At 41.0% G+C, this 19,056-nt stretch carries 15 protein-coding genes and 1 tRNA gene; 8 read left to right on the top strand and 8 right to left on the bottom strand.

Going from position 1 to position 19,056, the window contains the following annotated elements; all coding sequences use genetic code 11:
* Both GP480_RS00925 and GP480_RS00920 read right to left on the bottom strand, forming a co-directional pair.
* Window positions 1–936, bottom strand: coding sequence for a sulfite exporter TauE/SafE family protein (locus GP480_RS00925; protein ID WP_160095032.1), 936 nt, complete (start codon window positions 934–936; stop codon window positions 1–3).
* A 161-nt stretch (window positions 937–1,097) separates the two neighbouring features.
* A complete protein-coding gene (locus tag GP480_RS00920; protein ID WP_160095030.1) occupies window positions 1,098–2,069 on the bottom strand; it encodes a polyprenyl synthetase family protein in 972 nt (323 codons plus the stop codon).
* 276 nt (window positions 2,070–2,345) lie between these two features.
* On the opposite strand from GP480_RS00920, the gene GP480_RS00915 reads away from it, so the two are divergent.
* The 3 genes from GP480_RS00915 (at window position 2,346) to purE (ending at window position 5,001) form a co-directional block, all read left to right on the top strand.
* Window positions 2,346–3,356, top strand: coding sequence for a TAXI family TRAP transporter solute-binding subunit (locus GP480_RS00915; protein WP_160095028.1), 1,011 nt, complete (start codon window positions 2,346–2,348; stop codon window positions 3,354–3,356).
* The gene (tsaD, locus tag GP480_RS00910; protein ID WP_160095026.1) at window positions 3,353–4,342 is read left to right on the top strand and encodes a tRNA (adenosine(37)-N6)-threonylcarbamoyltransferase complex transferase subunit TsaD; all 990 of its coding nucleotides are present in this window, start codon (window positions 3,353–3,355) and stop codon (window positions 4,340–4,342) included. Before GP480_RS00915 ends, tsaD begins: the two co-directional genes overlap by 4 nt.
* 179 nt (window positions 4,343–4,521) lie before the next feature.
* Window positions 4,522–5,001: a 5-(carboxyamino)imidazole ribonucleotide mutase gene (gene purE, locus GP480_RS00905; protein ID WP_160095024.1), complete on the top strand. Its 480-nt coding sequence runs from the start codon at window positions 4,522–4,524 to the stop codon at window positions 4,999–5,001.
* Between the two features lie 95 nt (window positions 5,002–5,096).
* Here purE and GP480_RS00900 read toward each other — a convergent pair whose 3' ends face one another.
* The gene (locus tag GP480_RS00900; RefSeq protein WP_160095022.1) at window positions 5,097–5,888 is read right to left on the bottom strand and encodes a response regulator transcription factor; all 792 of its coding nucleotides are present in this window, start codon (window positions 5,886–5,888) and stop codon (window positions 5,097–5,099) included.
* Window positions 5,889–6,369: 481 nt separating this feature from the next.
* Between GP480_RS00900 and secA the strand changes: the two genes are divergently transcribed.
* From secA to GP480_RS00875, 5 genes are all read left to right on the top strand, one after another.
* Entirely contained in the window at window positions 6,370–8,784 is a 2,415-nt protein-coding gene (gene secA, locus GP480_RS00895; RefSeq protein WP_160095020.1) for a preprotein translocase subunit SecA, read from the top strand.
* A 278-nt stretch (window positions 8,785–9,062) separates the two neighbouring features.
* A complete protein-coding gene (locus GP480_RS00890) occupies window positions 9,063–9,497 on the top strand; it encodes a helix-turn-helix domain-containing protein (RefSeq protein WP_160095018.1) in 435 nt (144 codons plus the stop codon).
* Window positions 9,498–9,599: 102 nt separating this feature from the next.
* Window positions 9,600–10,310, top strand: coding sequence for a RadC family protein (radC, locus tag GP480_RS00885; RefSeq protein WP_160095016.1), 711 nt, complete (start codon window positions 9,600–9,602; stop codon window positions 10,308–10,310).
* Window positions 10,311–10,348: 38 nt separating this feature from the next.
* Window positions 10,349–11,362, top strand: coding sequence for an NAD(P)H-dependent glycerol-3-phosphate dehydrogenase (locus GP480_RS00880; RefSeq protein WP_237111369.1), 1,014 nt, complete (start codon window positions 10,349–10,351; stop codon window positions 11,360–11,362).
* A gap of 150 nt (window positions 11,363–11,512) precedes the next feature.
* A complete protein-coding gene (locus GP480_RS00875) occupies window positions 11,513–11,851 on the top strand; it encodes a thioredoxin family protein (protein WP_160095014.1) in 339 nt (112 codons plus the stop codon).
* Window positions 11,852–11,960: 109 nt separating this feature from the next.
* Here the strand turns inward: GP480_RS00875 and GP480_RS00870 are convergent, their stop codons facing one another.
* From GP480_RS00870 to carB, 5 genes are all read right to left on the bottom strand, one after another.
* Window positions 11,961–12,662, bottom strand: a complete 702-nt coding sequence (locus tag GP480_RS00870) for a phosphatidylglycerophosphatase A (RefSeq protein ID WP_160095012.1) — start codon at window positions 12,660–12,662, stop codon at window positions 11,961–11,963.
* Window positions 12,663–12,750: 88 nt separating this feature from the next.
* Window positions 12,751–14,004, bottom strand: coding sequence for an adenylosuccinate synthase (locus GP480_RS00865; protein WP_160095010.1), 1,254 nt, complete (start codon window positions 14,002–14,004; stop codon window positions 12,751–12,753).
* Between the two features lie 86 nt (window positions 14,005–14,090).
* The gene (locus GP480_RS00860; protein WP_160095008.1) at window positions 14,091–15,482 is read right to left on the bottom strand and encodes a TldD/PmbA family protein; all 1,392 of its coding nucleotides are present in this window, start codon (window positions 15,480–15,482) and stop codon (window positions 14,091–14,093) included.
* 9 nt (window positions 15,483–15,491) lie between these two features.
* Window positions 15,492–15,565: transfer RNA gene (locus GP480_RS00855), tRNA-Ile, on the bottom strand.
* A gap of 193 nt (window positions 15,566–15,758) precedes the next feature.
* The gene (carB, locus tag GP480_RS00850; protein WP_160095006.1) at window positions 15,759–18,986 is read right to left on the bottom strand and encodes a carbamoyl-phosphate synthase large subunit; all 3,228 of its coding nucleotides are present in this window, start codon (window positions 18,984–18,986) and stop codon (window positions 15,759–15,761) included.
* Window positions 18,987–19,056: the final 70 nt, after the last annotated feature.

The following is a 19,056-nucleotide window of genomic DNA, read 5'->3' as shown; positions in this document are numbered from 1 at the left end:
TCAAATAGCAGAAAAAGAATATGGATTTTCAGGTGTCACAAGTAATGTAAACAGCAACCTAAGTACACCAGAAAACATCACGAAGGCAAGCAATAATCTAATTAGCACTGGGTGCAAAATTAGGTTTAATTTTGCTCCAAAAGTCACTCCACAAATCGCGCCAATACTCAATAAGAACCCCAAAAGCATATCAACTGTACCTAAGGTAATTGCATGAAAAAAAACAGTGACAACTGAAACGAGTACAGATTGAGCAACCGAAGTTCCTATTGCGATGCGCACAGGAAGATTAAAAACATACATGAGTACGGGAACAAGAATATATCCCCCACCAATACCCGATATAGACAAAATCAAACCTACGACCGCTCCAAAAAGAAAAAGAGCAACCAGACTTATGTCACCCTTTGCACTATGAAAGTAGCGGCGAAAAGGGAGCTTATTCACAAATTTTACGAAGTTACCTTTATGAGACTTTTCTGTATGTTCACTAAGTCCTGTTTTATTGCGCAATAAAAACAGTAATTTACGAATGCTATCAAATGCCATGATGCATCCCGTACTACTAAGCATGAGAACATACACAAGAAAGATTGCAATATCTACATTTCCTTTATCGCGTAGATACATTAACAATAATGACCCCAATGTTATCCCAAATAGCCCACTAAGGGAAAGAGAAAGGGCTATAGATAAGTCTGCATTTCCCTGTTTTAATTGGTTCAAGAAGCTAGCAAACCCAGACGCAATTGTCTGATTTACAGCACTAGAGACTGCTACCGCTGGCGCAACACCCATAAAAATCAAGGTAGGAATAATAATAATATTTCCGCCAATACCAAAAAGTCCGGCCATAATTCCTGAAATCAGACCTAAACCAATTACCACATATAAAGATATTGCAGCTTCAGCTATTGGAAAATAAATCTGGGCCATAACAAAAAAATTGACAAATACGATCACCTAGCACGAGACTTTAATATCTCCTAAAAGAGAAAATCCAACAACAGTTACGCCGAACGGATTGTTTATCGCAGAACCTTCTATAGCAGGCATGTTCCAACATCAGGGTCAGTATTACACAAATTCTAATCAATTTAATATGGCCTTTCGACAGCGTACCTAAGAAAAGTCTTCATTGTGAATAAACTTGCACTGTTTTCAAATATCGAGAGTTTTTCTTCTGCCTTACTGAGGTAGTCGCGTGCAACCTTCATCGCTTTCGCCAGAGCATCCACCTCATACATAAAAAACCGTGCTTCTTGTATGTCTTTTTTCTCTGTAAAAAATACCTCACGCCAAAATTTCTTCGCAGCCTCGGATTTTGCATCTCTGTATGCAATGACGCATGGCAAGGTAAATTTACACTCTCGAAAATCGTTGCCAACATTCTTGCCAACTTCCTTTGACTCTCCATAGTCAAGAACATCATCAACAATTTGAAATGCCATACCTATTAGAAATCCTATTTCCCTAAGGACAACAATATACTCATGTTTATCAGTCAGTATTGCCGCAATTTCTGCAGCAGCAGAAAACAAAACAGCCGTCTTTCTTGCAATAACCTCCAAATACTCAGATTCACTAACAATCTCACCAATACTCTGAAGCTGTAGTATTTCACCTTCAGAAAGCTGCTTTGCCGTTTTCGAAAGTAACAACACCACACTGAGATTCTTACATTCTAAAATAATCTCAAACGCTACACTTAGAAGAAAGTCACCTGTGAGAACGCTTATTCTATTTCCATAGATACTTTTTATATTAGGCTTGCCACGACGAATATAGTTTTCATCTATAACATCATCATGCATGAGTGTAGCATTATGAATTAATTCAATTGTTGCAGCAGCACGAATCTCTACGTCGGTATCGAAATTTTCACAAAGAGCAAAAGAAAGCAGGGATAATAAAGCACGTATCCTTTTACCACTGGAAAGCATTTTCTTAGCATCCTCTATGCTCCTAAGTTTCGTAAGAGTGGCCATAGAGTTATATAACATCTCTTCTACAGAGCGCAGTTTTTCGGAAAAAAATGCGTTCAAAAAATCGTAAGCGGTCACATTCATAGAGATTATGATATGCTACCAGAAAGGCAGAGACCAAATGAAAATAGGAACTGCCGATCTCGAACAGCAAACAAAGAATAAACCACATGCATGGCAATAGCAAAACCAGTTGGTAAAAATCAAGCAATCATCATTTTGGAAAATACGTTACTAGGACGCTATTGGTGCCACAGAACTAAAGGAAAAAGTACTGAATGACTTCCTTGTACTCGAGTCCATTTGTATTCGTTATTGTTGTCAAATATAATTGAACCGAGAAGGCTGTAGAGGTTTTAGATGTTAAATTTTCGCTCCAATCTGGCGATGCTCTTCTTTCTATCGCTGCTCTTGAGCCATGCAGTTGGTGAGGAACGCTACTTCATGCGAGTGGGTACGGGTTCTATCTCTGGAGTGTATTATGCAACTGGCAATGCGATATGCAGGTTTATTAAGAAACACTCGATAAATGACAACACACTCGATATATCTTGTTCGGTCCAGTCTACGCCCGGTACTATGTACAATTTGAACGCACTCAGAAATGGTGACTTAGAAGTTGCGGCAGCACAAGGAGATTGGGCTTATGACGCGTATAATGGCACGGGACTATTTAGCTCCATGCAACCTATGTCCTCACTTCGTTCACTTTTTTCGACGCATAAAGAGGCCTTTACCGTTCTTGTACGAAAAGAGCTAGGAATAAAAAGCTTTGATGAAATCAAACATAAGATAGTTAACATCGGTGCACCCGGCACTGGTGTAAGAGGAACGATAGAAAAAATCATGAGAACCAAGGGATGGACAAGTACTGACTTTAAACTTACAACAGAATTGAACTCGTCTGAGCAGGTGCGTGCTCTTTGTGATGGTAAAATTGATGTAATGACAATTGTTATAGGTCACCCGAGTGGGCTTTTTCAGGAAGCTTCTGCGACCTGCAATGTGCAACTCGTGCCATTAGATGATGAAACAAGAAAGAAGTTACTTCTAGATCATCCATATTACTACTCTTATGATATTCCTGCTGATCTTTATCCAGGATTAGCTGAAAAAGAAATAAAAACGATTGCGGTGAAGTCGGGATTTTATGTTCTTGAGGATTTTTCTGATGATAAAGCATATAAATTGGTGAGCAGTGTCTTCTCGAATTTTGCCATTTTGCAAAGCACACATCCCGCTTTTTCGCACATAACAAAGGTTGATCTCATTCCGGAAGCTGGGGATGTACCAATCCATTCAGGCGCGAAACAGTTTTACAAACAAATCGGGCTCCTCCGGGATTCTAAAGAGGACTCTTACCCTGAATGAACAATCATTTAATTTTAGGCATAGAAACAAGTTGCGATGAAACTTCAGTCGCCATTGTTTCTGAAGAACGAAAGGTTTACTTTCACGAAATTTTCACCCAGGATCATAGCAAATATAACGGAGTCTACCCGGAATTTGCATCCAGGGAGCATTTGAAAATTTTGCCTCAGATACTACGAAGGGCGGCTCAAGCACATGATCTTGAAAAATTGACATCTATTGCTTGTACTGTTGGTCCAGGACTGGTTGGATCGCTGATAGTTGGAGTGATGATGGCCCGTGGTCTTGCATTTTTGCTTAAGAAACCTGTTCTCGGAATAAACCACCTAGAAGGACACTTACTCGCTGCAAGACTTACGAAGAAAATAAATTTCCCATTTGTTTGTCTCGTGATCTCAGGAGGACATTCTCAACTTATCAACGCAAAAAAGGTAGGTGATTATCTTCTTCTTGGGGAAACACTCGATGATGCATTTGGCGAAGCATTTGACAAGCTAGCAACTATGCTGGGGTTTACATATCCCGGAGGAAAAATTGTCGAAAAGTTCGCAAGCAAAGGTGACTCCGAACGTTTTCGTTTACCAGCAGCAATGATAAATCAACCTGGTTGTAATTTTTCTCTATCAGGGATAAAAACAGCCCTAAAAAAAATAATTACTTCGTTGCCCCAAATAACAGAACAAGATAAGGCCGACATTTGTGCATCGTTCCAAGCATGCGTAGCAAGAATCATGGTCAGTAAGTTAGAACAAGCCGTGAAAATCTGTGGCCATTCTAGGATCGTATTAGCTGGAGGGGTTGCCTCCAATCGTTACGTAAGAAAAATATTAGAAGAATTTGCGAAAAATCATGACTTATCTCTACACTTTCCAGAAGGTGTTCTATGTACAGATAACGCAGCAATGATAGCCTGGGCGGCTATAGAGAGAATTACAGCGGGCTGTACGGAACTACCTCTGGAGCCACAACCAAGACTGTGCTGGTAAAGGTTTTACCTCCCTGAAAATCATGACTGAGAGTGAATGTGTAAAAACAGCTTTGTGTATAGAAATCTGGACCTGATCATCCAATTTGATTCTTGATACTTCTTTGGGAACAACAGTATATGCATATTGAGTACTTTCATGGATGAATTAGAATTCTATGTATTGTTGAGATGGTGAGAATGAGTTCTAAAAAGATAGCGGTAGTAATGGGCAGTACGTCTGACTATTCTACTATGCAGTATGCGGAGAAAATATTAGAAGAGTTAATTGTACAATATGAGACTTACGTGATATCAGCACACAGAACTCCAGCAAGGTTGTATGAGTTTTCGAAAAGCGCAGCAGACAATGGAATTGGCACAATAATAGCAGGCGCTGGAGGAGCAGCTCATTTACCGGGAATGATCGCAGCCATAAGCGATATTCCAGTCTTAGGAGTACCAGTAGAAAGTAAAACACTCAACGGTCTGGATAGCTTGCTTTCGATATGCCAGATGCCTGCAGGCACACCAGTCGGTACTCTCTCTATAGGAAAAGCAGGCGCAGAAAACGCAGCACTCCTGGCCTGCAGAATACTGGCCCTACAAGACAAAGATTTGCAACACAGACTACGAACCTGGATCAGAAAGCAAACAGAAGCTGTACCTGAAAGACCTTAAGAGCCCAAGCAGAAGAACGCGAATGCGCCTTTTTCTAGGACGAGAAAAATAGTGAAGCCTTGCTGGGTCCTGCACACAGTAATGCAACCCCTTACTTAGGTGGTACTTTTCTGGAGCTCATGCCCAGCAGCTGCAGAAGCATGCTCATCAGCAGAAATAGCTCTAGATTTTTTCACACTACTTCTTATTGGAGGAACATTCTCATTCAACGTGTACCCTCTTCCCCAAACTGTCTCTATGTAGCTCACACCATCGTTATACGCAGCTAGCTTGCTACGTAATTTGCAAGCAAAAACATCAATGATTTTTTGCTCCGTCGGCTCATTATTAGAATAAAGATGGCTTATAAACTTATCCTTGGATATGATAGCTCCCCTACCATGAAGACACATCAACTCTAACATTGAGTATTCCTTGTTTGTCAGCTGCACAACTTTGCCACGCATCTTACAAACCTGCATGTGAAAGTCCACCAACATGTTACCAAGCTTGAATTTCGAAAAGTGATGGCTGAAGCACCTTCTCAGAACAGCCCTTATACGCGCAAGAAACTCACCCTTATGCAGCTCACTCTTCGCAATGAAATCATCGGCACCAAAATCGAAAGCCTTAATCCTGTTCTCATAAGACGAGAGAGCAGAGAAAAAGATCACGGGAGTCTTTATGTTCTTACAACGCAAATTTAAGATCATATCCAAGCCATCCCCGTCGGGGAGAACCCTGTCTAGGATAATAAGATCATACTGATAATCGCCTTTGCTGGAATTAATCAGTGCTGAAGCATCACGGCAACAGGAAGCCGTGTCACAAACATACCCAACAGAGGTAATAATACTCTTCACATAATCCGTTACCTTCTGCTCGTCATCGACTACTAATATACGCATCTCAACTCCACCCTACGGCAAAAAAATCAAATGAGGCACAAGAAAAACGCCCCAAACCAGGCACCACTCACACCATAAAAATATAAAAGACCACCAAGTGCGGTTACTTATACATCATAGTTCGTAAATTTTCGATTAACTATATGTTAATCAAGATCAACGTCTTACCGAACAAAAACCTCAAACATTTGGGTTTCACGCAGAACTCGAAAACTTTGATGTCCCAAGTACCCCCAAAAAACACCATTCCGATTATAGCATCTTCTGAGAATGTTTTCCACATGTACAAACTTTTTGTAGAATATTCTCTTAAAAATATCACTTTCTGGTAGCATTAAGACAACACTGAAACAAATTCATGTGCAAACTTCATTACTCTAGAATAAAAACAAAGAATATATCCTATTTAGGCACATATTTGCTAATCTTCAAACAAGAGCATAAAATATCGACCTGTATATGGTAACGCTCTCCAGGCAAGATGCTAGATTTAGTGCACAAAATTTTTGACTCTCGAAATCGAAAGATCAAGGGAAAGCTAAACGGTGGTGTGGAGCAAGTCAACGCTCTTGAGGCTAGGGTTCGTGAACTCTCAAGTGACGAACTTAGAAACAAAACTAACGAATTCAAAGAAAGACTGTTCAAGCAAAGCGCTTCACTAGATGAAATACTGCCCGAAGCATATGCATGTGTCAGAGAGGCTTCCGTCAGAACCCTCGGTATGCGGCATTTCGATGTGCAAATCATGGGGGGAATTGTGCTGCACTGGGGAATGATAAGTGAAATGCACACAGGCGAAGGGAAAACGCTTGTCGCAACTCTAGCAGCTTATTTGAACGCTCTCCCTGAAAAAGGTGTGCACGTAGTAACGGTGAACGACTACTTAGCTCGAAGAGATACCGAGTGGATGAAACAAATCTATAGATATCTAGGATTACAAGTTTCTTGTGTTACTTCAGATATGCGTGATCCAGAAAGAGCACATGCATATAAAGCAGATATCACCTATGCCACAAACAACGAGCTGGGCTTTGATTATCTTCGGGATAACATGAAGTTTTCCAAAGGAGAAATGGTGCAGCGGGGCCTTCATTATGCAATCGTGGATGAAGTTGACTCAATATTGATCGATGAGGCACGTACACCGCTTATAGTCTCGGGTATGACGGATGGTGCCTCATACCTTTACGCAAGCATAAATAAGCTTGCAGAAAAGCTCGATAGCACTTTATACACAGTTGATGAAAAAGCAAGAACCGTTTCTCTCACAGAGGAAGGGCAAGAAGCCGTAGAAAAACTATTGATGGATGAAAAATTCATAGAGACTGGTTCATCGCTCTATGAACCACAAAACCTGCAACTTGTACACTGTTTGAATCAATCCCTCAAGGCAATCAATCTCTTCCAAAAAAACAAGGATTACATCGTCAAAGATGGCCAAATAGTTTTAATAGATGAGTTTACTGGCCGTATGATGCATGGGAGACGGTATTCAGAGGGACTACATCAAGCACTTGAAGCCAAAGAAAATCTCAAGATTCAAAATGAGAATCAAACACTTGCATCCATTACATTCCAAAACTACTTCAGGATGTACAACAAGCTTGCTGGCATGACAGGAACAGCTGCAACAGAAAGGGAGGAATTCTCGACAATATACGGGCTAGGAGTCGTACAAATACCATCACATCTGCCAGTACGCAGAATTGATCATGATGATGAAATATACGCCTCAAAAAAGGAGAAATACGAAGCTATTCTAAAACTCGCAAAAGAATGTCATGAGAAACTACAACCCATCCTGATTGGAACAACGAGTATAGAAAATTCTGAAGAACTCTCACGTGAACTGAAAAAGGCAAAGCTAAAGCACTCCGTATTGAACGCAAAACAGCACGCTTTCGAAGCGGAAATTATTGCACAAGCAGGTAAACCCGGCGCTATAACTATAGCCACAAATATGGCTGGAAGAGGAACAGATATCCAGTTGGGGGGCAACTTTAATTTTAACGTTTCAGCAAACGATGAAACTGAAAAAGAGCATGCAAAAAACGAAGAGATAGTTCGAAAAGCTGGAGGACTTTACGTTATTGGTACTGAAAGACACGAAAGCCGCCGTATTGATAATCAACTCAGAGGAAGATCAGGTAGACAAGGTGATCCAGGTGAATCAAAGTTTTTTCTCTCACTCGACGATGATCTATTGCGTGTGTTCGGTACACCGGGAATACGTAACATGCTAAAAAAGCAGCTTTCCAATAATGGCGCCATAAAACATTCGTACATAACACGTTCACTCGAAAAGGCACAAAAGAAAGTAGAGAGCCGTAATTATGAGATCAGAAAAAACCTTATTAAGTTCGATGACGTGATAAATGAACAAAGGAAAGTCGTCTTCAGCCACCGAAACAATATCATGGAAAGCAATGATATAGATCTGTTACCAATAGTGTCAGATGTAAACGCTAAAACTCTTGAAAATGCGCGATCTAAGAGTTTTTATGATATTCCAACTCTGGTCCACAGTATGCAATCAATATACAACGAGGACTTTAAAGAACTACATAAAACCGAAGATATTGAAGGCTTCATAGACTCAAAAACAAAAAATATCATTGCAGAAAAGGAACGTGCGAACGTGGAACTTCTTTTGGAAATAAAAAAGCGCATAATGATAGCGATACTAGACCAACTATGGAAAGAGCATTTGCAGTTTCTAGAGAATCTTAGATTAAGCATAAACCTCAAGGCCGTCGCACAGAAAAATCCACTTATCGAATTTAAACATGAGGCGTTCCACGCTTTCCAGAGGCTCTCAGACCGGTGGCATGAAAATATTATAGCGTCTTTCGTCCGAGTAAAACTTGTTGAACGAATGCACATGAAAGTCATTTAGCATCTCTTTAAATGAACCTTTTCTTTAAATTTTTCTACTTTACATTAGGAAGTATCGTACATTTAAGCAGATTATCTTGACTCATTGATGGTTCTATTGGTATAATCCTACGCGTAGTGTTTCCTACTATGAGCGATCGGCTTGTCTTGGCTTTTTGTAGAGAAAATAGGATTTATCATATTGGCATTGTTAACAATGCCAATATGATTGTTGTTGTTTATCTACCGGTTAGGAGTTAGCATAATACTTTGCGTTTATTCACGGTACAGTGTTTTTATATGCCTAAAATCTCTGAGAATTTTAAGAAACGTGCGGAAACTGACGTGATGATTGGAAAGCAGATTCGTAGGCTTAGGACCCTTAAAGGTTATAGCCAGGCTGCCATAGCCAAGGAAATTGGTGTAACCTTCCAGCAGCTTCAGAAGTACGAATGCGGTGCGAACCGCCTTTGTGTAAGCAGGCTGCTTGACATATGTAAGTTTTGTAAAGTTTCGCCCTCCTATTTTTTTGCTTCGCTAAACAAGGAACACGAGGGCGATACGTTATATGATTCTGAAAATAGCATAGAGTTTGAGCATGAGAATGAGTATAACAAAGAGCTTCTGGTTTTGGTTCGTGCATTCAAGGCTATTACGGAAGATTCAGTAAGAAGTAAAGTTCTCTCATTGGTAAAAACCATGTCTCAGGCTTATGGAGAAGAAAAAAATAAATAGCACAGGATGCAAAGCCACTGCAGAATGCTCTAGTTCAGTAGGATTTGATTTTCTGTTTATCTGATTCTAGCGGTTCGCGATAAATGGGGTGTCGAGCTGACTATGAAAAAGTTGGGACAAAAGGGTGTGGAAGTTATACCTGGGTCGTTGCATAAAGGGCATAGGCTCAGGCTTCGCCAGCGCATAATACAAAGTGCAGGTGGTACTGTGTCGGAGTTGGAGTTGCTAGAGTATTTGCTCTTTGCAACTCATCCAAGGATTGATGTTAAGCCTCTGGCCAAATCTCTGCTAAAAGAGTTTGGAGATTTTAAGAAACTTTTCGCTGCTGATCATGACGACTTGAAAAGTGTGAAAGGCGTCAATGACGCTGTTGTTGCACTCATCAAAACCGTGCGCGAAAGTATGAAAGCAATTCTCAGAAAGGACCTAACCTCCAGAACCACCTTAAAATCGTGGAAATCGGTTGTAGACTACTTACGTTTAAGTATCGGGAATAACCCAGTCGAGACAATACGCGTCCTTTTTCTTAATAAGAAGTACACCCTGATCAGAGAGTATGTGCAGGAACTTGGAGCTACCGACCATACACCGCTTTGTATGAGAGAAATTATTAAAAAATGTCTAACCTGCGGTGCAAGTGCAATTGTCATCGCACATAATCATCCCAGCGGCAATCCCCTACCCTCTCAGGAGGACTTACTCATAACTGGGAAGTTGAAGAAGATCTGTCAGAAAGTGGACGTACAGCTTGTAGATCACTTTATCGTAACACCACATGATCATTTCAGCTTTGTCGTTAACGGGCTTCTGTGATGACAGATAGGTAGCTTTGATGTACCATTCTATCGACAATGAAGTATGGGGGGCTCATGGACTCAGTCGTTATTGGTGGAGGGGCATGGGGAACTGCAATCGCGAACCTTCTTGCATTCAACACCCAACATGTGACAATTCTCTGCAGGAACACGGGAGTTATCGATAGTATAAACGAGAGGCATGTTAACACTAAATATCTATCTGCTTTTCCACTCAACAGAAACATTTCTGCTACAAGCAATTTGAATGTCTTGAAAGACGCAGAGTTGATCTTCATAGCTGTTCCATCACAGAGTATGCGAGAACTCCTCCAAAAAGTCAGGGAAAATATCGCAGAAAGTGCTCAAATTATACTGTGTAATAAGGGAATCGAAAGAGGATCTTTACTTTTAATGAGTGAGGTCGTTCATGAAGAACTCCCTAAAAATGATGTCTTCGTTCTTTCTGGACCAAATTTTGCACATGAGATACTTGCCAAGAAACCTTCCTTTAGCAACTTGGCTGGAAGCAACAAAGCCATTTATCACAAGATAGCAAGTGCACTCTCAACGGAAACATTCTTCACAAAGTATATCGCTGACATTAACGGCACTCAAATACTTGGATCTTTCAAGAACGTAATAGCAATAATTTGTGGTGTATTGGTTCGCATAGGTGCAGGTTCGAATACTCTGTCAGCACTTATGAGCCTAGCATTGGAAGAAGCTCGCTCTTTTATAACAATAAAGGGTGGGGATCCAGCCACCATAATGGAATTTTGTGGAATCGGGGATCTCGTTCTCACATGCTTTTCAGATAAATCGCGCAATTTTAGATATGGTTACAGGCTTATCGATAACTACAATGACAACGTACTAGTTGAAGGAAAATCAACACTAGAATCATTATACGAATTAGCTCGTGTACATAACATAAACTGCGTGCTAACGAAAATGTTATACACTATAACTCGATTGAATCTACACGGCATGAACTCTTTTGAACAAGATATCAAACAAGAGCTCAACTCGGCTTTTATGAGCCTATTAGGTCGCATGAAAAATCCTTAAAGTTTGATGGGATAGGTGTTCTAGAATAAGGATCGTAATGATATTACTACAACCATACAAAATAGTGCTTCTGACATATCCTGCAGCTATGTTAATATAAAATTATTTATTCTGTTAAATAATTAATAATGACTTTGCAAGACAGATGATATGGACCTCATTACAGAATTAAGCGCAACAGACCGGGTGACACTCGAAGAGGGGCAGCTCGGCGTAGTGGAGTTTTACCTCCCAACATGTAAAGCATGTAACAATTTCACACCCGCGTACGAACAACTCGCACAAGAGAACCAAGACATAAGATTTTATAGGATGGATGTCACCAGTAGTGAAGGCAAGAGCCCAAGCCAGATATGGAACGTAAGAGCGGTTCCGACTGTGGGAATTTTCACAGAGAATATATCACCGGACAACGAACTGGCAAGAATGCTAGGCAACAAACCTCAAGAGGCTGTAAAAGCGCTACTTGAAAAGTATAAGCCTTCATGAGGAAGAAGTATTAAAAGAGTACACTCTCCCACCTCCTAGGTAATGTGCGTGAGAACCACCTGTAAAACACACACCACGGAGGTGCACCTCTCTTCTTTTCATTTATCAATTACAAGTACACCCAGGGAATCCCTCTGTTAAGAAAGACCCCCGAAAAGACCTGTCTATAGAACTCAACGACATCAACAAGCAAGAGGTTAAATAGTATGAAATTGAGTGCGTAAAACAAGGCAGAAGCATATATGGCGTTGCAAAAGCCTTCAATCATATTGCTAAAAGCATTGTTGTAGTCTCTTTCGATCCAATACGACGGCCAAGGCTTCACTATGTCTATTAACCTGAAAACAAAATATGGAACCAACGTCGTTATAAAGTAAGTTGAACACCTCAAAAACCACTCTGCGCAATTCAAGAAGTGAGCACATATGAAGGAATTAAACAGAAAAATCTGAGTCAAAGTCTTGATAACTGCAGGGATAGAAAGCGCAAGCATAAGACACTGCCCGAATGCAACGTGTATTGTGATTTCATACCTGCTCTCAGAAAACACAGTCTTTTGGAAGAGATATATACCAATCAACCCCAAAAACAACAGAACCAGAGAGAAGATAAGCAAAACCTGAGCTGCAAGCACTGCAGGCACGGAAAACCCAACAGTAAAGTACAAAACCAACAAAGCTAACGGTATCGAAAAAAAAGCGGTCCAATGGCTTTGCCACTCAGGAAGATATCCAATCCAAAAAAAAGTTGTTATCATCCTGGACGGTACAATAGCGCCAACAATCTTTCTTATAGTTGAAACACTGAACATAAGACCGCAATCTCTACCCTATAGGACACTCACAAAGTAATCCCTACTAACTCTCTTGCCATACGAATAACGACATTTGATTTCCGTATTACCTATGGAGAACTTGGGTCCTCTCAGGGCCATTAGAAACCATAGTAACTGGAAGATCAAGACATTTTTCAATTGTCTCCACAAAACTTTTTGCTTCATCAGGAAGATCGCAAAAAGAAGCAACCCCGACAGTTGACGACCTCCAGCCTTTCATTACTATGTACTGCGCTTTGTACTCACTATAGCAAAGTTTACTAGGGCTACAAATTTCAATCAACTTACCTTTTTTACCTTTGTAAGCACAACATAAAAAGATTTCATTAAAAGAGTCTAAAACATCAAGTTTTGTTATAACAATTTCTGTTACTCCTGCGACAGCATTGACATACCTCACTAAGGGAAGGTCACACCAACCACATCTTCTGATTCTTCCGCTTACTGTACCAACTTCTTTTCCCAGTTTCTGTAACTCGCTACCAAATGCATTATCTTGTTCAGTCGGAAAAACACCCTCTCCAACTCGGGTAACATAGCCCTTCATAACCCCTATAACTCTATTCACACATCCAAGCGCAGCACCGTTCATCACCTGACCCAATCCCGAAGAGCCTGACGTTACAAATGGATACGTACCATGATCTATGTCGAGTAGCATCCCTTGGGCTCCTTCATAAAGTTTACTTTTACCAGATAAAATATCCCTCAATTCACATGGAGAAACTGCATAACAGAGTAGCTTATCCCTCATTGCAAAGAGCGAAGAAAAGAGACTCTCTTGACAAATCTCCTGCAGTCCAGCCCCTTTACGTACGACGTTATGATAGTATGAAAGCGCTGCCAAAGTCTTTCTTAATTGCCCTTCGGATCGCAAATCACATAAGCGTATACCTCGCCTAGCAACTTTATCCTGATAACACGGACCAATACCACATTTAGTGGTTCCTAGTTTCTGTTTCTCCTCGAACAGAACATCCAACTCTTTATGTATTGGAAGAACAAGATGACAGTTATCCGCAATCAACAGCTTACCTGGATGTATCTTGACACCTTCCTGTTTCAGTAGATGAATTTCCTCTAGTAGACCTTGTGGATCAAGAACAACTCCATTGCCAATAACGGAAATAACATCCTCCCTCAAAATGCCCGATGGTAAGACTCTAAGTTTATAGGTTCTCTCACCTACAATGACTGTATGCCCAGCATTATTGCCGCCATTAAAACGGACAACACTGTCGAAGTCACTAGCAAGATAATCTACAATTTTACCCTTACCTTCATCACCCCACTGTAAGCCTATAACTGCAGCGTCCATACAGTCCCCCAAACATACCGAAGACCACGGATTGTAACATGAGGGGATGTAATAAGAAAAGCTTAGAAGATAGGATAAGCGGGAACTTAAGCGGTCCCACCAACGGTAATTTTATCCACACAAATAGTTGGCTGGCCAACACACACAGGCATCGACTGCCCATCTTTACCGCAAGTACCTATCCCATCGTCAAGTTTGAGATCATTTCCAACAGCTGAAATTCTTTTCAAGATCGTCGGACCATCGCCAATAAGCGTAACCTCTTTAACGGGTACTGTGACCTCACCATTCTCTATTAAGTACGCTTCAGATGCTGAAAATACAAATTTTCCAGACGTTATATCAACCTGACCACCTGAAAAATCGACAGCATAAATACCGTTTTTAACACTTTTTATTATTTCATCCGGAGTTTTATCACCCGGCAACATGTACGTATTTGTCATACGTGGCAGCGGAATGTTCATATAGCTCTCGCGACGCCCATTACCAGTAGACTGTTTACCCATCAACTTAGCGTTCATGAGATCAAACATATAGCCCTTAAGGATTCCATCCTTTATTAGAACATTGTGCGAAGATCGTGTACCTTCATCATCAACATTAATGGAACCCCTGGCTTCATTGATCCTACCGTTATCAACGACACTAACAACATCAGAAGCAACTCTCTTACCAATCAGACCAGAAAAAGCGGAAACCCCTTTACGATTAAAATCAGCCTCCAGTCCATGACCTATAGCTTCGTGTAACAATACACCCGGCCATCCGCTCCCCAAAACCACTGTCATTTCACCAGAAGGGCAAGGTACAGCCCGCAAAGCAACCTCAGCCTTGTGAAATGCACGATCAACAACTACGTGCCAGTCTTTCATCAACCCAGAAAACCCGAATCTCCCACCTTTGCCTGAAGTACCCCCTTGAGCTTCACCCTTCTCGTCCTTCAACACAACCGAAAACCCTAAACGCACCATCGGCTGCTCATCAGTTACAGTTTCTCCAGTGTTTTTAATAATCCCAATTCTCCGGACAAACCTCATAAGCGTTACAGAGGCACTCGCTATGTTTTCACTTTTTGACAAGGCATAGTCGTAAACACGACGCAAAAAAGCGACCTTGCTATCAAACGAGAAGGAATCATCTTGGACTTCAACCTTATAAAGAGAATCCTCATATGCAATCTCGTGCATTCCCGCTGCTGTCATAGCTGCGCTATCTGTCGGACGATTTTTCCGAATAAAATCACTAGCCTCAAAAATACTAGCATCGCTCAAGCGTGATGAGTGTGTATAAAGCACCTTATCACCATAAAACGCACGGAGACCAAATCCAGAGGAATCGGCATAACTACTCTCAGCAAGTACACCATCCTGGAACCTTAGAATCTCCGAAAGAGAGTACTCAACAAACAGCTCTCCCCCATCAGCACCATGAAGAGCTGCTACAATAACAGGAACAAATTTTTCGAAATCCAACATACAAATCGGTGGGCTTGAGAAGACTTGAACTTCCGACCTCACGCTTATCAGGCGTGTACTCTAACCAGCTGAGCTACAAGCCCACATTCCAAAAACAGGCAGGCGCGGCACATTGTAACACAAGCTGTACATAGAAACAAACATTGCAGACAAGAAACAAGGCCAAAACGAATGTCATAGAACAAACCAAGTAGCCGAGGAATAACGTAACTCAATCAACCCCGAACTAAAGAAGCAACGACCTACAAAAGTGTATCGGAGCGTGACTTCAAAACATCAGTTTTGCACATGGGAGAGCTGATAAACTGGCAGCTTACACTTAACAATTTTCTTTATACCCCTTACCAAAGCCAGAGCAGAATGAATATTGGTACAACATGGTATCTGATTAATAATAGAGCTAGATCTGATACTCATGCTGTCTTTCACCGACTCTAATACGTGGGAAGAGGTATTTATCACCAAACTGATCTCACTGTTCATTATCATATCTACAACGTGTGGAGAACCCTCTTTTACCTTGTTCACAGTCACTGCATCAATATTATGCTTCTTGAGAAAGGCAGCACTGCCATTTGTCGCAAGAATTGTAAACTGCAATTCTGATAATATCTTTGCAACCTCAACAGACTTAAGCTTATCTTCGTCTCTGATGGAGAAAAATACCTTCCCTGATGTCGGAAGTTTCCTCATACTGGCCATACAAACCTTTGCAAAGGCGGTATCGAAATCATCACCGACACCCATTACTTCACCTGTTGACTTCATTTCTGGCCCTAAAAGAACATCAGATTCTGGAAACTTCTCAAACGAGAAAACAGGTTGTTTAACAAAAACATGTTGCAAATAGTCTTCGTATCTCTTCAACTGGAAATCCCTGAGCCTCATACCAAGCATGACTTTAGTTGCGATCTTAGCAATTGGTACCCCAAGTGCTTTGGCAACAAACGGCACGGTTCGACTCGAACGCGGATTTACCTCTAACACGTATACATCACTTCCACTGATTGCGAACTGAATATTTAGAAATCCTACTACATTGAGTGCAATCGCTACCTTTCTGGTACAACTCTTAATTCTCTCGAGTATTTCTTCGGATAACTTTTGAGGAGGAAAAACAAAGGCAGAATCACCAGAATGCACACCTGCTTCCTCTATATGCTCCATTATACCGGCAATGTATACATCCTCACCATCGGAAATTGCGTCGACATCAAGCTCCAGAGCATTTACTAGAAACCTATCTAATAATAACGAAGAACCGTTGAAGAGCTGCGGATGCCTTTCCAAATAATTCTCAAGCATCGCATCATCATAGATAATCTGCATTGATTCACCGCCAAGTACGTAGGAAGGTCGCACTATCAATGGAAAACCAAATTTTTTCACATTTTCGGCTATTTCTTCTCGTTCGAAGACAATCGCATTTTCTGGCTGAAGCATTTCTAATTCTGCCACCAGGGTATTGAAACTTTTCCTATCCTCAGCAGCATTGATTGACGCAAAACTTGTTCCGATTATTTTGACATCATTCTCACTCATCGCTTTTGCAAGTTTAAGTGGGGTCTGTCCACCACACTGCAGCACCACACCAAGTAGCTCTCCTTTCTCAGACTCCTTTTCTACAATATCCAGAACCGATTCAACATTCATCGGACTGAAATAAAGTTTATCTGAAATATCATAATCCGTTGAGACCGTTTCCGGATTACAATTTACCATTATTGCTTCATAGCCGAGTTCCTTTATCGCAGAAACCGCATGTACACATGTATAATCAAATTCTATCCCCTGTCCAATTCTGTTTGGCCCACTACCTAGAACAATTACTTTCTGTTTATCTGAAGGATAGGCTTCGCATTCAGGTTGAGTGACGGTATCACCCTCATAAGTGGAATAGAGATAGTTTATATTGCTTTCAAATTCTGCAGCACAGGTATCTACACGTTTAAATACAGGATTTATGCCCATCCTCTTCCTGATATTTCTTACAAAAGCTTCATCGCAACCCTTCAGAGACGCTATCCTAGAATCTGAGAATCCTTTCTTCTTCCAAACCAGAAGCCTATTCGGGGAAAAGTCAACGCTTTTAATTTCGTTTTCTAAATTTACTAGCTCGCCAATTTGCAAAAGAAACCACTCATTATATTTGCTCAAATGAGCAATCTCTTTGATATCAAAACCAGCTCTAATGGCATCTGCAATAATAAGAATTTTATTCGGTATAAGGGAGCATAGCTTTCTATTAATAACCTCACGAGAAACACTCGAACCAAGGACAGTATTGAGACCATCAAGACCTTGCTCCAAAGAACTGAAAGCCTTTTGCAAAGCTTCCTGAAAGCATCTCCCAATTGCCATTGTAGTCCCTACAGATTTCATGGAACTGGAAAGCCTCTCTTCAGCATGGAAAAACTTCTCAAAATTGAAGCGAGGTATTTTGACAACCACGTAGTCCATTGCTGGCTCAAAAGACGCAGGAATTGTTGGAACTGCATCATTATAAACTTCTGGTAGAGTAAACCCAGTAGCCAGTTGCGCCGCAACCTTTGCAATTGGATACCCAGTTGCCTTTGAGGCAAGCGCCGATGACCGTGAAACCCTTGGATTCATCTCGATTACACGTAATTCGCCATTCTCCGGATTCAAAGCAAACTGCACATTTGCACCACCGGTGGTAACACCTATGTAATCCAAAACCTTAAAGGCTGCGTCCCTCATCTCCTGATATTCTTCGTCTCTGAGTGTTAAAATAGGTGAGACTGTTACACTGTCACCAGTATGAACACCCATTGGGTCGGTGTTTTCTATTGAACAGACAACAATCGAATTACCAACAGAATCACGAACAACCTCAAGCTCAAACTCCTGCCATCCTAAGACTGACTCATCGACTTGCACCTCACTAACCGGTGAAAATTTAAGACCGTTATTAATAATTGTAAAAAAGTCAAACTTTGTGGTTGCAACACCTCCACCCAGTCCACCAAGAGTAAAAGATGGTCTTATTATTGCGGGAATACCGATAAATTCAAAAGCCTTTTCTATTTCATTTACATGGGTAACCACAGTATTCTTCGGGACTTGTAAACCAATCTCGCCCATGATCTGATTAAAGACACTTCTTTTCTCTGCATTTTCGATTACACGTTTAGAGGCCCCTATTAATTCAACGCCGTACTTAGAAAGTATCCCACTATCGAACAACTCAATTGCTATATTGAGAGCTGTCTGACCTCCAACAGTCGGCAACAACTTATCAGGTTTTTCCTTAGCAATTATGCTCTCTATTATCTCAATGTTGATTGGCTCTATGTACACGACGTCAGCTGTATCGGGATCTGTCATTATAGTCGCCGGGTTGGGATTTATTAGGACCACTTTGTACCCCCGTTTCCTCAGGATCCTACACGCCTGCGTACCAGAGTAATCAAATTCACACGCCTGTCCTATTACTATCGGACCAGCACCTATTACAAGTATAGTAGACTTCTTCTCCTGCATCCTTTATTGAAAGCTCTCTGTGATTGTAGCCTAATATCGGGAAAGTTTGTACAACAGTCTTATAAAAGCA

Origin of the sequence: Neorickettsia findlayensis (genome assembly GCF_009856525.1) — a bacterium.
Classification (GTDB): Bacteria; Pseudomonadota; Alphaproteobacteria; order Rickettsiales; family Anaplasmataceae; genus Neorickettsia; species Neorickettsia findlayensis.
Note: the sequence above shows the minus strand (reverse complement) of the source record. Positions and strands in the feature narration are given on the sequence as shown.